The sequence below is a fragment of the Dactylosporangium sp. CA-092794 genome, assembly GCF_050948465.1.
Classification (GTDB): Bacteria; Actinomycetota; Actinomycetes; order Mycobacteriales; family Micromonosporaceae; genus Dactylosporangium.
This window is the reverse complement of sequence record NZ_CP192044.1, coordinates 11,046,373-11,059,560: the sequence shown is the minus strand read 5'-3', so window position 1 is coordinate 11,059,560 and position 13,188 is coordinate 11,046,373. Positions and strand designations below refer to the sequence as shown.

The window sequence follows — 13,188 nt, the reverse complement described above, 5'->3', positions numbered from 1 at the left end:
CCTCGGCGAATGTTCAGGCGTCGGCCAGCTCGATGCCGGCCGACACGCGCGGTGCGAGGATGCGCATCTCCTCGAGGACCGCCGCGCTCGCCTCGTCGGGCACGTCGGCCAGCGCCTCGTTCAGCAGCGGCAGGGCGGCCTCGTCGTGGAACATCTCCAGGGCGATCGCCGCGGCCAGGGTGCGCTCCCGCGGAGTGCGGCGCCGGTCGGCGGACAGCGACAGCAGCGTGCAGCGCTCCGCGAAGCCGTGCCGGCGCAGCCGGGCCGACCACTCCATGGCCCGGATCAGCGGGACGAGGCGGCCCACCCGGGCGGCCAGGGCGAGCACCGTCGGCTCGCCCGGGTAGCGCCGCCACAGGGCCTCCAGCAGCTCGTCGGCGGCCTCCGGCGGGGCCTCGGCGAGGTGGAACAGCAGGCCGCGCAGGCTCGCCGCGGGCAGCAGCTCGGCGACCTCGGCCAGGCTGCCGTCCGCGGCGCCGAGGACCTGGGCCAGGCGGGCCACCGGCACCGGGATGTGCCCCTCCCGCAGGGCCTCGCGGAGCTGGTGCGCGGCCTCCCGGTGGCGGTCCAGCCGGCTCAGCGCGTCGACGTGCAGGCCGGCGAAGCGGCCCCGGCCGACGCCGTAGAGCAGGTCGTTGGCGCCGGACTCGGGCAGCTGCGCGATGAGCTCGAGGGTGCGCTCGTAGTCGCCCTCGGCGAAGCGGAGCTTGACCTCGTGCTCGCCGACCGTGAACGGCGTGGTGGCGATGGCGCGCAGCTGCTCGATCGTGACGCCCGCCTCGGCGAGGCGGTTCACCTTGAGGTACGCGTCGGCCAGGATCTTCAGGAACAGCACCTTGTGGGTGTGCTCCTTGGCCTCAGCCAGGCCGCGGCGGCTGTTGGCGATGCACTCCTCGATGTGGCCCGAGCCGAGCTGGGAGCGGGCCAGGTTGGCGATCGCGGTCAGGCCGCTGACGTCCTCGGCCGCGAGCCGGGCCAGCCGCAGGTTGCGCTCGGCCTTGTTCTTGAGCGTGCCGCGCAGCCGGGTGTAGCCGTAGTGGTCGAGGACCAGCTCGGGCAGCAGGCCGCCGGTCAGCGGCCGGCCGGTGATGCGGTCCACGACCTGCTCGTGCAGGCGGCCGTAGATGCGGCCGCGGGCCCGGCGGAACAGACGCGGGAAGTAGATCGTGCTGGAGCCGGCGCCGCCCTCGTGGCCCTCGCGGTTGTCGATGGTGGCGAAGCAGGCGCCGTGGTCGCTGTAGCGAATGGTCTCGCGGACCACCGAGGCGTTGCCGATGAAGACCTCGTCGGCGTCGACCCACAGCACCCAGCGGCCCCGGCAGTGCGGCAGGCCGCGGCTGCGGGCGTCGCCGAAGTGGTCGCTCCAGTAGCCCTCGACGACCCGGGCGCCGTGCTCGCGGGCGATCTCCATGCTGCGGTCGGTCGAGCCGGTGTCGTACACCACGATCTCGTCCGCCAGCTCGCCCAGCGCCTGCAGGCAGCGGGGGAGTACATCCTCCTCGTCCTTGACGATGAGGCTCGCGGTGAGCAGCGGCGCGTCGTCGGGCGGGTCCGGCAGGCGCAGCCCGCAGCGCGCCGAGCCGACGTGCGCCACCAGCGCGCCCTGCGCCACGACCAGCCGGCCCTGCGCGGCGAGCTCCTCGTACGGCAGGTCGACGCTGGGCCCGCCGGCGATCGTGAGCGCGTCGCGGCGGATGGCGGCGACCACCGGGCCCAGGCGGTCCACGTCGGTGAACTCGTCGCGGTGCTCCTGGCGCCACTGCCGGGCGTAGGCCTTGAACGCCGCCGCGCTCTCGATCGCCGAATCCGGCAGGTCCGCCTGCTGGGGCCCGTAGCTGTGGTTGCACCGCGGCCCGGCGGCCACCACGGCCGGGTCGGCGAATGCCTCCAGCACCGGGTCGAGCCAGTGCGCCGAGACCACGACGTCGCCGTCGAGCAGGACCACGATCGGGTGCCGGGTCGCGGCCAGGCCGTCGGCCCACGGTACCGCCGCGGCGCCCTCCAGCACCCGCAGCCACGACTGCCCGCGCAGCTCGGCGTGCAGTTCGGGGCGGCCGGGCGGTAGGACGCACACCACCTCGTCGCGCAGGCCCAGCGTGGGGCGCAGCGACTCCAGGCAGGCATGGAAGTCGTCGGGGCTGCCACCGGCGGCGACGATCACGGAGACGGGAATGTGGCTCATGTGCGGTTGTCCACGAAGACCGGCGGCGTGTGCCCGGTGCCGCCCTCCCGCTGCAGGCGGGCGACGAGGCGGGACTGCTGGCGGTTGCCGGCGATCGCGATCGACAGCTCCCGCGACAGGTCCAGCTGCCGCTGCATGAGCCGGCGGGCGCGCTCGGTGAGCGCCAGCGGCAGCGGGCCGAGCCCCGCCGGCGGCGTGAACACCGCCCGGTCCGGCTCCGCCGCGAGCAGCATGTCCCGGTGGCGCAGCATCCGCTCGACCGCGTCGGCCTCGAGCTCGAGCGCGTCCAGCGCCGCCGACCAGGCGGCCTCCCAGGGGTCGGCGAGGGCGGTCATGAGCCGGTCGCGGTCACCCGGGCGGCCGCCTCCCGCCAGGCGTCGCGCAGCTGCTCCGCGAAGCCCTGGACCTTGCCGATCCGGGCCCGGTCGCCGGCGACGTTCGACTGCACCAGCTCGTTGATCATGAAGCTGTACAGCCCGGCGAGGCCGGGGCCGCCGCTCCAGGCGGACGTGTCCAGCGTCGCGCGCAGCTCCATGAGGATCTCCTGGGCGTGGTACACCCGGCTCGACGCGGTCGGCCGGTCGCCCGCCTCCAGCGCCTGTGCGGCGATCATGAGGTCGAGCACCAGGCGGTCGTACAGCATCACCAGCAACTGCGCGGGCGGCGCGGTCGAGACGCTGTCGGTGACGTAGCGGTTTCGCAGCGCTTGTGTGGTCATTCAGGCTCCCAGGCCGGAGGGGTTCAGCCCAGCGAGGACAGCTGGCCGGCCAGCCAGGTCGACTGGTTCTTCAGCGAGCCCAGCGCGGTCTCCATCGCGGTGAACTGCCGCTGCAGCGTCTCCTGGCGGGCGGCCAGGCGGGTGTCCCAGTCGCTGATCTGGTCGTTGAGGTCGGTGATCGCGCTGTTGCCGCTGGTGATCAGCTGGGCCAGGGTGCCGGTGTTGATCTGGGTGGCCTTGTCGGCCATGCCCGCCATCTTGTCGGCGAAGCCGTCCTTGATGCCGTCGCCGTCGGTGTCGGTGGTGCCGTTGAAGTACGACTGCGTCTTGACCGGATCGGCGTTGAGCGCCGCGACGAACGTGGTCTTGTTGAACGACAGCTGCCCGTCGCGGGTCAGCTCGATGCCGACGTCCTTGAGGCTGCCCAGCGCCCCGGCGCCGCCGGAGACCGTGCCGAGGATCCGGCCGGCCAGCAGCTGCATCGAGCTGTTGCCGGCGAGCGTCCCGGCGGGCACGTCGCCGCTGGAGTTCTTCGTCTGCGTGCCGATCTCGCTCAGCGCCGCGTTGGCCGCGTCGACCATCGCCTGGACCTTGCCGGCGATGCCCTCGGTGTCGCTGGCCACGGTGACCGTGACCGGCGGGTCGGTGTCGGCCTGCTTGCTGCGGGCGGTGATGGTGAGGCCGTCCATGAGCCCGGTGAAAGTGTTCGTCGCCGAGGAGATGTCGAACGAGTTCGTCTGGCTCGTGCCGACCGTGAGCACCGCGTTCGCGCCGTCGGTGGAGATCACGTCCGGGCCCAGGCCGTCGACGCCGAGCACGGTGAACGCCGACGCCTCGCCCGTGGTGCCGGCGGTCAGCTGCAGGGTGTACTTGCCGGGGGAGATCTGGATCGCGGTGGCCCGCACGCCGGAGTCGGTCGCCTTGTTGATCGCGTCGGCCACGCCCTTGAGCGACGTGTCGGTGATCGCCACGTCGGTCTGCTTGCCGGTGGCCGTGTTGGTGATGGTGACCGTCGGCGAGCTGGTGATGCTGTCGCTCGTCGAGCCCACCGTGCCGCCGGAGAAGATGTGCGACTCCGCGGCGGCGAGCTGCTTGACCCGGAAGGTGACCGAGCCGCCCTGGCTGGCTCCGGTGGTACTCGTGGTGGCCAGCACGGAGTCGGAGCTTGACGCGGCCGTGGCGCCCTTCCACGCGGCCGGGTCGTTGAGCGCCTTGGCCGCGGTCAGCAGCGCGCTCATCTTCGTGTTGATCGACTGGTACGCCCCCACGACCTTCTGCTGCGTGCTGACCTTCTGCTTGAGCGCGGTCTGCGGCGCCGCCTCGACCTGCATCAGCTGCGCGATGACGGTCGAGGTCTGCAGGCCCGAGACCAGGCCGTCGACGCTTCCGCCGGTGACCATGCGGTCCCTCCTTACGGATTCGTGGGGGGCTTCCGGGGGCTTCGGGGGCGATGCGGCAGGGCACGGCGCCCTGGCTGGATGCCGTGCCCTGTCATGTCATGTCCCCGTCAAGTCGTTGCTCCTCAGTCCTAGCGCAGCAGCGAGAGGACGTTCTGCGGCGCCTGGTTGGCCTGGGCCAGCATGCTGGTGCCGGCCTGGGTCAGGATCTGCGAGCGGGTGAACGACACCATCTCCTGCGCCATGTCGGTGTCGCGGATCCGCGACTCCGACGCCGAGAGGTTCTCGACCGCGACGTTGAGGTTGTTGATGGTGTGCTCGAACCGGTTCTGGTAGGCACCCAGGGTGGCCCGAGCCGTCGAAACACCCTTGATGGCGACGTCGATCGCGTCGATCGCGGCCGTGCCCGCCGTCGTCAGGTCCAGGGTGTTGACCCCGAGGCCGGACGAGTCGAAGCCGGTCACCGTGGAGCCGCTGCCGAAGGCCGCGGTTCCGAGGTCGACCGCGATCTGATCCGCGCCGGCGGTGTTCGCGCCGACCTGGAAGGTGCCCAGGTAGGCACCGTTGGCGATGTCGAGCAGCTTCTGCCCGCCGAAGGCCGTGGTCGTCGCGATGCGGTCGAGCTCGCTGTTGAGCTGGGCGAACTCGGTCTGTGCCGCCGACCGTGCATCGGAGTCCTGGGAACCCGTGGAGGCCGCCTGAACGGACAGGTCGCGCATGCGCTGCAGGATCGAGTGCGTCTCGGTGAGAGCACCTTCAGCGGTCTGCACGACCGAGATGCCATCCTGCGCGTTGCGGACCGCGACCTTCAGACCGCCGATCTGGGACCGCAGACCCTCGCTGATGGAGAGGCCGGCCGCGTCGTCGGCCGCCCGGTTGATCCGGTAGCCCGAGGACAGCTTCTCCAGCGACTTGCTCATCTGGCTGTCCGTCACCGACAGGTTCCGGTAAGCGTTCTGAGCAGCGATGTTGTTGTTGATACGAAGACCCACGGTTTTCCTCCTTGAGCGGGGTCATGCCGGTCCATCCGTGGTCCGGTCGTTCTTCTCATCGGCGCGAACCCTTGCCACTCAAGGTTTTCGCGCGCTTTTTTCGCCGGCTTCCCGGTCAGCGCAGCAGGGACAGGACGTTCTGGGGTGCCTGGTTGGCCTGGGCGAGCATGCTGGTGCCGGCCTGGGTCAGGATCTGCGAGCGGGTGAACGACACCATCTCCTCGGCCATGTCGGTGTCGCGGATGCGTGACTCCGACGCGGAGAGGTTCTCCACGGCGACGTTGAGGTTGTTGATGGTGTGCTCGAAGCGGTTCTGGTAGGCACCGAGCGTCGCCCGGGCGGTGGAGACGCCCTTGATGGCGGCGTCGATGGTGTCGATCGCGGCGGTACCGGCCGAGGTCAGGTCGATGCTGGCGAGGCCCAGCCCGTTGGAGTCGAAGCCGGACACCGCCGCGCCGCTGCCGAACACGTTGGAGCTCAGGTCGACCCCGATCTGGTCCGCGGCGGCCCCGTTGGCGCCGACCTGGAAGGTACCCAGGTAGGCGTTGCTGCCCGAGGTGTCCAGCAGCTTCTGCCCGCCGAAGCTCGTCGTCGTGGCGATCCGGTCCAGCTCGAGGTTGAGCTGGGAGAACTCGGTCTGCGCCGCGGCCCGGGCGTCGGAGTCCTGCGAACCGGTCGAGGCCGCCTGCACCGACAGGTCGCGCATGCGCTGCAGGATCGAGTGGGTCTCGGTGAGCGCGCCTTCTGCCGTCTGTACCACCGAAATGCCGTCCTGGGCATTGCGCACGGCGACCTTCAGCCCACCGATCTGCGAGCGCAGCCCCTCGCTGATGGACAGCCCGGCCGCGTCGTCCGCGGCCCGGTTGATCCGGTAGCCCGACGACAGCTTCTCCAGCGACTTGCTCATCTGCGTGTCGGTGATCGACAGGTTCCGGTAGGCGTTCTGCGCGGCGATGTTGTTGTTGATGCGTAGACCCATTAAATACTCCTCCGTGACTCGTGGGTCGTGCCCTCACCGCGGGCCGTCCTTGGCCCGCGGCGCGCTTTCAGGCGCTGCGTGGCATTCCGAGTGGGTTGGTGACCGCGAGGCGGGCGCTCAGGTCGCCTTTCGCGGCGATCTGCGCGTAGTAGGCCTCGCGGCGGCGCGCGACGCAGCCGGCGCCGCGCTCGGCCGCGGCGACGAGGTGCGGGTCGAGGTGGTTGTTCAGCCCGTCGCGCAGCAGCACCAGCGCCTCGGCCCGCAGCTGGCTGATCCGCGACTCGGTGACGCCGAGCTCGGCGGCGATCTCGGTCATCGGCCGCTCGTCGAAGAAGTAGGCGGTGACGACCCGGCGCAGCCGCTCGGGGAGCGCGTCGACGGCGTGGTGGAGGTAGCCGATCCGCTCCCGGTGCAGGATGAGGTCCTCGGGCCCAGCCGCCCGCTCGGGGACGAGGTCTTCGGCGGTACCGGCGGCGAAGCCCTGCAGCGACAGCACGACCGCGCGCTGCACGTCGTCGTCGTGGTTCTTGAGCTCCTCCATCCCCACGCCGAGCGACGCGGCCAGCTCCGCCGCGCTCGGCGTGCGCCCGAGCGAGGCGGTCAGCGCCTGCTGGGCGGCGTCGACCTTGCGGGCCCGGGCGCGCACGGAGCGGCTGGCCCAGTCCAGACCCCGCAGCTCGTCGAGCAGCGCGCCGCGGATGCGGGCGGTGGCGAAGCTGCCGAACGGGATGCCGCGCCCCGGATCGAACGCCCCGGCCGCCCCGGCGAGCGCGGCCATGCCGGCCGAGACGAGGTCCTCGCGGGAGACGTGGGCGGGCAGCCGGCCGAGCAGCTCGCGGACGAGGTGGCCGACGAGCGGCAGGTGGTCGCGGACGAGGTCCTCTCGCTCGGCAATGGTCGTCCGGTCGGGTCGGGTGGCGGTGCTGGTCACGGCAACCTCTTCGTGGCAGGAGAGCGGTCTCGTGAACCAGCCTCTGTCACGTTGGGTACACATAAGGTCGCAGTGGGTTGCTATCCGGTTGCGCCTTGCCGGTTGGCCGCGGTTCAGCGCACCGGGATTCGCGTGCTGACCGTGGCCTGATCGAAGTCGGAGATGCGCAGCGTGAGGCTGAGCCGCCACTGCCCGGCCAGCGGGAAGGTGACGTTGCCCATGCCCTGGTTGTCGACCAGGGTGAAGACCGGGTTGTCCATCGGCTCGATGCCCTGCTCCGGCAGGGCCGCGGTGACCTTCCACTCCACGACCGGCAGCGGCTTGCCCTCCGGCGTGTAGGCGTAGGCGTGGAAGCTGTTGTACTCGCCCACGGTCGCCGGATACACCTCGAACTGCACCGAGTACAACGAGCTGGTCAAGGTCGCGGCGAACCCCTGGGCCCGGGCCGCCGCCACCGCCTCCACGTCGACCGTCCGGCCCGGACTGAGCTGCACCAGCGCGGCGCTGGCGGCCAGGACGAGCGCGGCGATGGCCGCCTCGGCGCCGACCGTCCGGCGCAGCCGGCCCGGTGCCGCGGCGGCGCTGCCGCGCTGGACCAGGCGACGCGAGAACCAGGCCACCCCGAGCACCACCGCCACCAGGCCGGCCTTCAGCAATATCACCCGCCCGTACGTGCTGCCGGTGATCTCCGCCCACCCGCCGACCTGCACGACCGCCTGGACCAGGCCGGCGACGACCAGCCAGTACACGGCCGCCATCGCCCACCGCGACCACGACGGCAGGATCAGCCGCAGCTCGCGCGGATCCGCACGGCGCAGCAGCAACGCCCACAGGCAGGCCAGCCCGCCGATCCACCACCCCATCGCGGCCAGATGCACGACATCCGCCGCCACCAGCAGCGCCGCGTGCGGCGACGCCACCGGATGCCCGGACAGCGGCCACGTCACCAGACCCGCCACGGCCGCCGCCACCAGCAGCGCACCGCGCCGCCGGCCCGGCCGCCGGCGCAGCCCGCCCAGCAGCACCGCCACGGCCGCCAGCGCGGCCAACCGGCCCACCAGCACCAGCCCGAACTCGCTCAGCAGCACCTCGCGCAGCTCGACCGGGGACACGTCCAGCACCGCCGCGCCGGAGGCGGCCGGCGCCTGCAACCACAGCGCGCCCAGCGCGCTCGCGGCCACCGCGGCCACGCCGGCCCGGGCCATCCGCAACGGCCCCCGCCGGGACAGCCGGCGCGGGTACCACAGCGCCAGCATCACCGCGGCCCCGATCAGCAGCACCAGCCCCAGGTACCCCACGTACTTCGCGGCCGGGACGGCGGCGGCCACCACCGGATTCGTCCCGATCACCACGGCCTGCGGCGCGCTCGCCGACGGCGCGCCGACGGAGAAGGTGAACGACCCCGACACCGGGTGGCTGTCGCCCGAGATCACCCGGTAGCTGACCACGTAGGTGCCGGTCGGCCGGTCGGTACCGCGCAACCGGAACGACAGCGCACCGTCGGACGCCTCGGGATCGCCCGTGCTGAGCCGCTTGCCGTCCGGGCCGACCACCTGCGACTTGCCGGGCACCACCCGCACGGACTCGTTGAACCGGAGCACGACCACCGGCGGCACCGCGGCGACCACCGCGCCCGGCTGCGGCTCGGCCTGGGTCAGCACGGCGTGCGCGCTGGCCGGCCGACCGGGCAGCACGAGCACGGCCATGGCTCCCACCATCGCCGCCAACACCCACCACGACACCCGCCGCCGACGCCAGCTCACGTCGGTGGTACGGCGCCGGCCGCCCAAGAGTTCACCGGCCTTTCGACCACGCCGGCGCCCGCGCATACCAACCTGTCGGCGTCCGCGCTGCGGCGTCGGGCGCCGCCGGGCCCACGCGCGGCACGTGCCCAGGCCCGTCGCGGCAGCCGCCGCCAGTCACGACGCCTGGACCGTGGCGCGCGGGACGCTCCGCGCCCGTGCCCGCGCCGTGCCCGTGCCCGCGCCGTGCCCGTGCCCGCGCCGTGCCCGTGCCCGCGCCGTGCCCGTGCCCGCGCCGTGCCCGTGCCCGCGCCGTGCCCGTGCCCGCGCCGTGCCCGTGCCCGCGCCGTGCCCGTGCCCGCGCCGTGCCCGTGCCCGCGCCGTGCCCGTGCCCGCGCCGTGCCCGTGCCCGCGCCGTGCCCGTGCCCGCGCCGTGCCCGTGCCCGCGCCGTGCCCGTGCCCGCGCCGTGCCCGTGCCCGCGCCGTGCCCGTGCCCGCGCCGTGCCCGTGCCCGCGCCGTGCCCGTGCCCGCGCCGTGCCCGTGCCCGCGCCGTGCCCGTGCCCGCGCCGTGCCCGTGCCCGCGCCGTGCCCGTGCCCGCGCCGTGCCCGTGCCCGCGCCGTGCCCGTGCCCGCGCCGTGCCCGCGTGCCGCGCCCGCGCCCGTGCCCGCGTGCCGCGCGCCGTGCCGTGCCCGTGCCCGCGTGCCGCGCCCGCGCCCGCGCGCCGTGCCGCGCCCGCGCCCGCGCGCCGTGCCGCGCCCGCGCGCCGTGCCGCGCCCGCGCGCCGTGCCGCGCCCGCGCGCCGTGCCGCGCCCGCGCGCCGTGCCGCGCCCGCGCCCGCGCCGTGCCTGTGTGCCGCGCCCGCGCGCTGTGCCGCGCCCGTGTCTTCAGCATCGTCGCGGGGCGGCCGGTCCGGCGCGCGTCCGCTGCGCTGCCAGCCGATCGCGGCGGGTGCTGTCCCGGCGCCTTGCTGCGACCGGAAGTCTCCGTGATCATGTCGGAGCGGTTGCCGACACCACCGGTTTTTCATGATCACGGAGTGAACATGTACTCCCGTGTACCACAAGTCTCCGTGATCATGGCGGACCCGTGGTGCCGCCGTGACGAGGTGCATGATCACGGAGACATTCGTCCGCCTTGGCCGCCCAGAAGCGGATTTATCCCCTGGCGGGGTATAAATCCGGAATATCCGGACACGGAGTGTCTGGATATTCCGGAGGAAAGGGCAGGTCAGGCGGCCTTTGGTAGGCCTAGGGGGGTGGTGATCGCCAGGCGGGCGCTCAGGTCGCCCTGGGCGGCGATCTGCGCGTAGTAGGCATCCCGGCGGCGCGCCACGCAGCCGTTGCCGCGGTCCGGGCCGGCCAGCAGGTGCGGGTCCAGGTGGTTGTTCAGGCCGTCGCGCAGCAGGACCAGGGCCTCGGCGCGCAGCTGGCTGATTCGCGACTCGGTCACGCCCAGTTCCGCGGCGATGTCGTTCATCGGGCGCTCCTCGAAGAAGTAGGCGGTGACCACCCGGCGCAGGCGGTCCGGGAGCGCGTTGATGGCCTGGTGGAGGTACCCGATCCGCTCCCGGTGCAGGATGAGGTCCTCGGGGCCGGCGGTCCGCTCCGGTACCAGTTCCTCGGCCGAGCCGGCGGTGAAGCCCTGCAGCGACAGTACGACCGCGCGCTGCACGTCCTCGCCGATCGCCTTGAGCTCCTCCACCGCGACGCCCATCGCCTCGGCCAGTTCGGCCTGGGTGGGGGTGCGGCCCAGGCGGCCGGTCAGCTCCTGCTGCACCGTCTCCACCTTGCGGGCCCGGGCGCGCACCGAGCGGCTGGCCCAGTCCAGGCCGCGCAGCTCGTCGAGCAGCGCGCCGCGGATGCGGCTCGTGACGAAGCTGCCGAACGGGATGCCGCGGCTCGGGTCGAAGGAGCGCCCGGCGCCGGCCAGCGCGGCCATGCCGGCCGAGATGAGGTCCTCGCGGGAGACGTGGGTGGGCAGGCGGCCGAGCATCTCGCGGACCAGATGGCCGACGAGCGGCAGGTGGCTGCGCACCAGGGAGTCCAGCTCCTCGGGCGTCAGGGACGTAGGCGCTTCGGTGGTGACGGTGGGCGTCAGGGATGTGGGCGCTTCGGTGGTGACGGTGGGCGTCAGGGACGTGGGCGCTTCGGTGGTGACGGTGGGCGTCAGGGACGTGGGCGCTTCGGCGGTGACGGTCACGGCAACCTCTTCGTGGCAGGAGTTGGTCGAGAACCAGACTCGGTAGCCGTGGGTGCACCGCCGGGTGACGCAAAGTTGCAGGGCGGTTGTGCTCAACCCCTGCATCGAAATGCCGAACTGCCGGGTGAGCCGGACTCGGAGAGGCAGGGACGGATGGGGCTGGCGGATCTCGCGAGCATCCTGTGGCGGGAACGCGAAATGCTCGAGCTGCTGCTGTTCAAGCTCGAGGAGGAGCAGCTCGTGCTGGCCGCCGGGCGTACCCGCTGGCTCGCGCACGCCACCCGCGAGGTCGAGGTCGTGCTGGAGGAGATCCGGCGTACCGAGGTCGTGCGCGCCGCCGAGGTCGAGGCGATCGGCGCCGAGCTCGGGCTCGCGGCGAACCCGAGCCTCAGCGCGCTCGCCGAAGCGGCGCCGCCGCCCTGGGGGGACCTGCTCACCCAGCACCGCAAGGCGTTCCTGACGCTGACCGCGGAGGTGAGCGCGCTCGCCGAGGCCAACCGCGACCTGCTGACCACCGGGGCCCGCGCGGCGCGCGAGACCATGCTCGCCGTCGTCGGCTCCGTCGAGACCTACGGGCGAAAGGGCGAGACCGTCGCGGCGGCACCCCGTACCCGGCTGATTGACGAGGCGATGTAGATGAGCACCTTCTCCGGCCTGAACACGGCCCTCTCCGCCCTCTACGCGCAGCGCCGCGCCCTCGACCTCACCGGGCAGAACATCGCCAACGCCAACACCGAGGGGTACTCCCGCCAGCGCGTCGAGCTCTCGCCCGTCGAGGCGGTCACCGACCCGGGCCGCTGGTCGACCAGCAACGGTGTCGGCGACGGCGTGCGGATCACCGACGTGACCCGGCTGCACAACGAGTTCAACACCAACCGGACCCGGGCCGAGCGCGGGCTGAACGAGTACCTGCAGGCGCAGAGCGGGGTGTACGCCAACGTCGAGCAGACCCTCGGCGAGCCCAGCGACACCGGGCTGCAGTCCCAGCTGGCCGACTACTGGTCGGCCTGGTCGGACGTGGCGAACCGGCCCGGGGACATCTCGGCCCGCACCGCGCTGCTGACCCGCGCGCGGACCGTCGCCTCCACCATGAACACCACCCGGCAGAACCTCGACAACCTCTTCGGCGCCACCCGCGAGCAGCTCGACTCGGACCTCGCCGTGGTCAACCAGACCTCGGCCGGCATCGCCGACCTCAACACGCGCATCGCGCTCGCGCGGACCGCGAACATGCCCACCAACGAGCTGTCCGACCGGCGCGACCAGCTGGTGCTACGGCTGTCGGAGCTGACCGGCGCGACCGGCCGGCTCAACGAGAACGGCATGGTCGACGTGTCGCTGGGCGGCAACCTGCTGGTGCAGGGCGACACCGTGCGGACGCTGCAGTCCGCCGGCTCCACGACCGTCGACGGGGTGGGCGTCGCCCCGGTGCAGGTGCGGTTCGGCGACAACGGCACGCCGGCCGCGATCGCCACCGGCACGATCGCCTCGCACCTGGAGGCGCTGAGCCGGACGATCCCCAACGCCGTCGCCGGCCTCGACGGCGTCGCGCAGACGCTCATCCAGACCGTCAACGCCCAGCACGCCAAGGGCTTCGACATCACCACCGCGCCGCCGGCCGCCACGCCGGCGCCGCAGCCGGGCGGGGACTTCTTCAGCGGTACCAGCGCCAAGGACATCGCGGTGGCGATCACCGATCCGACGAAGGTCGCCGCGTCGAGCACGCCCACCACGCCGTTCCAGGGCGACAACGCCAACCTGATGGCGGCGATCGCGAAGGACCCGGCCGGGGCGGACACGCAGTACCGCGACTTCGTCGTCGACATCGGCATCCAGGCCCAGACGATCAACCGGCGGGCGAGCGCCCAGCAGGTCATCGCCGACGACGTCACCGCCGCCGAGCAGGCCGAGTCGGGGGTGAGCCTCGACGAGGAGATGACCAACATGCTCATGTTCCAGCGCGCGTACGAGGCCGCCGCCAAGGTGATCAGCACCGTCGACACGACGCTGGACACGCTGATCAACATGAAGAGGTAGGGGGAGGGA

At 72.8% G+C, this 13,188-nt stretch carries 11 protein-coding genes; 2 read left to right on the top strand and 9 right to left on the bottom strand.

All coding sequences use genetic code 11. From position 1 onward, the window contains the following. Positions 1 to 13: 13 nt before the first annotated feature. The 9 genes from ACQPXD_RS47720 to ACQPXD_RS47680 all read right to left on the bottom strand — a co-directional run bounded on the left by ACQPXD_RS47720 (position 14) and on the right by ACQPXD_RS47680 (position 11,238). Positions 14 to 2,182, bottom strand: coding sequence for a tetratricopeptide repeat-containing glycosyltransferase family 2 protein (locus tag ACQPXD_RS47720; RefSeq protein ID WP_432830369.1), 2,169 nt, complete (start codon positions 2,180 to 2,182; stop codon positions 14 to 16). Next, positions 2,179 to 2,517, bottom strand: a complete 339-nt coding sequence (locus ACQPXD_RS47715) for a hypothetical protein (protein ID WP_432830367.1) — start codon at positions 2,515 to 2,517, stop codon at positions 2,179 to 2,181. The genes ACQPXD_RS47720 and ACQPXD_RS47715 overlap by 4 nt, the downstream gene beginning before the upstream one ends. Further along, positions 2,514 to 2,900 carry a flagellar export chaperone FliS gene (gene fliS, locus ACQPXD_RS47710; RefSeq protein WP_432830365.1) on the bottom strand — a complete coding sequence of 129 codons (387 nt, stop codon included), beginning with the start codon at positions 2,898 to 2,900 and terminating at the stop codon, positions 2,514 to 2,516. The genes ACQPXD_RS47715 and fliS overlap by 4 nt, the downstream gene beginning before the upstream one ends. Before the next feature lie 23 nt (positions 2,901 to 2,923). Continuing rightward, positions 2,924 to 4,300 carry a flagellar filament capping protein FliD gene (fliD, locus tag ACQPXD_RS47705; RefSeq protein WP_432830363.1) on the bottom strand — a complete coding sequence of 459 codons (1,377 nt, stop codon included), beginning with the start codon at positions 4,298 to 4,300 and terminating at the stop codon, positions 2,924 to 2,926. Positions 4,301 to 4,428: 128 nt separating this feature from the next. Beyond that, entirely contained in the window at positions 4,429 to 5,289 is an 861-nt protein-coding gene (locus tag ACQPXD_RS47700; RefSeq protein ID WP_432830361.1) for a flagellin, read from the bottom strand. Between the two features lie 115 nt (positions 5,290 to 5,404). Then, on the bottom strand, positions 5,405 to 6,268 hold the full coding sequence (locus tag ACQPXD_RS47695; protein ID WP_432830359.1) for a flagellin: 864 nt from the start codon (positions 6,266 to 6,268) through the stop codon (positions 5,405 to 5,407). A gap of 67 nt (positions 6,269 to 6,335) precedes the next feature. Next, the gene (locus tag ACQPXD_RS47690) at positions 6,336 to 7,199 is read right to left on the bottom strand and encodes a sigma-70 family RNA polymerase sigma factor (RefSeq protein WP_432830357.1); all 864 of its coding nucleotides are present in this window, start codon (positions 7,197 to 7,199) and stop codon (positions 6,336 to 6,338) included. Between the two features lie 113 nt (positions 7,200 to 7,312). Next, complete coding sequence (locus tag ACQPXD_RS47685; RefSeq protein ID WP_432830355.1) at positions 7,313 to 8,905, bottom strand: copper resistance protein CopC; 1,593 nt, start codon at positions 8,903 to 8,905, stop codon at positions 7,313 to 7,315. A 1,265-nt stretch (positions 8,906 to 10,170) separates the two neighbouring features. Next, positions 10,171 to 11,238, bottom strand: coding sequence for a FliA/WhiG family RNA polymerase sigma factor (locus tag ACQPXD_RS47680; protein WP_432830353.1), 1,068 nt, complete (start codon positions 11,236 to 11,238; stop codon positions 10,171 to 10,173). A 57-nt stretch (positions 11,239 to 11,295) separates the two neighbouring features. Here ACQPXD_RS47680 and flgN point away from each other — a divergent pair, with 57 nt between their 5' ends. Together flgN and flgK are read left to right on the top strand one after the other, a co-directional pair. Then, positions 11,296 to 11,778, top strand: coding sequence for a flagellar export chaperone FlgN (flgN, locus tag ACQPXD_RS47675; protein ID WP_432830351.1), 483 nt, complete (start codon positions 11,296 to 11,298; stop codon positions 11,776 to 11,778). Further along, positions 11,779 to 13,179 carry a flagellar hook-associated protein FlgK gene (gene flgK / locus ACQPXD_RS47670; RefSeq protein WP_432830349.1) on the top strand — a complete coding sequence of 467 codons (1,401 nt, stop codon included), beginning with the start codon at positions 11,779 to 11,781 and terminating at the stop codon, positions 13,177 to 13,179. Positions 13,180 to 13,188: the final 9 nt, after the last annotated feature.

What these genes read in the sequence shown, in the direction of transcription:
- ACQPXD_RS47685 (WP_432830355.1), bottom strand. Translation starts at nt 8,905, where the DNA reads ATGGCCGTGCTCGTGCTGCCCGGTCGGCCGGCCAGCGCGCACGCCGTG.
- fliS (WP_432830365.1), bottom strand. Translation starts at nt 2,900, where the DNA reads ATGACCACACAAGCGCTGCGAAACCGCTACGTCACCGACAGCGTCTCG.
- flgK (WP_432830349.1), top strand. Translation starts at nt 11,779, where the DNA reads ATGAGCACCTTCTCCGGCCTGAACACGGCCCTCTCCGCCCTCTACGCG.
- ACQPXD_RS47695 (WP_432830359.1), bottom strand. Translation starts at nt 6,268, where the DNA reads ATGGGTCTACGCATCAACAACAACATCGCCGCGCAGAACGCCTACCGG.
- ACQPXD_RS47720 (WP_432830369.1), bottom strand. Translation starts at nt 2,182, where the DNA reads ATGAGCCACATTCCCGTCTCCGTGATCGTCGCCGCCGGTGGCAGCCCC.
- flgN (WP_432830351.1), top strand. Translation starts at nt 11,296, where the DNA reads ATGGGGCTGGCGGATCTCGCGAGCATCCTGTGGCGGGAACGCGAAATG.
- fliD (WP_432830363.1), bottom strand. Translation starts at nt 4,300, where the DNA reads ATGGTCACCGGCGGAAGCGTCGACGGCCTGGTCTCGGGCCTGCAGACC.
- ACQPXD_RS47715 (WP_432830367.1), bottom strand. Translation starts at nt 2,517, where the DNA reads ATGACCGCCCTCGCCGACCCCTGGGAGGCCGCCTGGTCGGCGGCGCTG.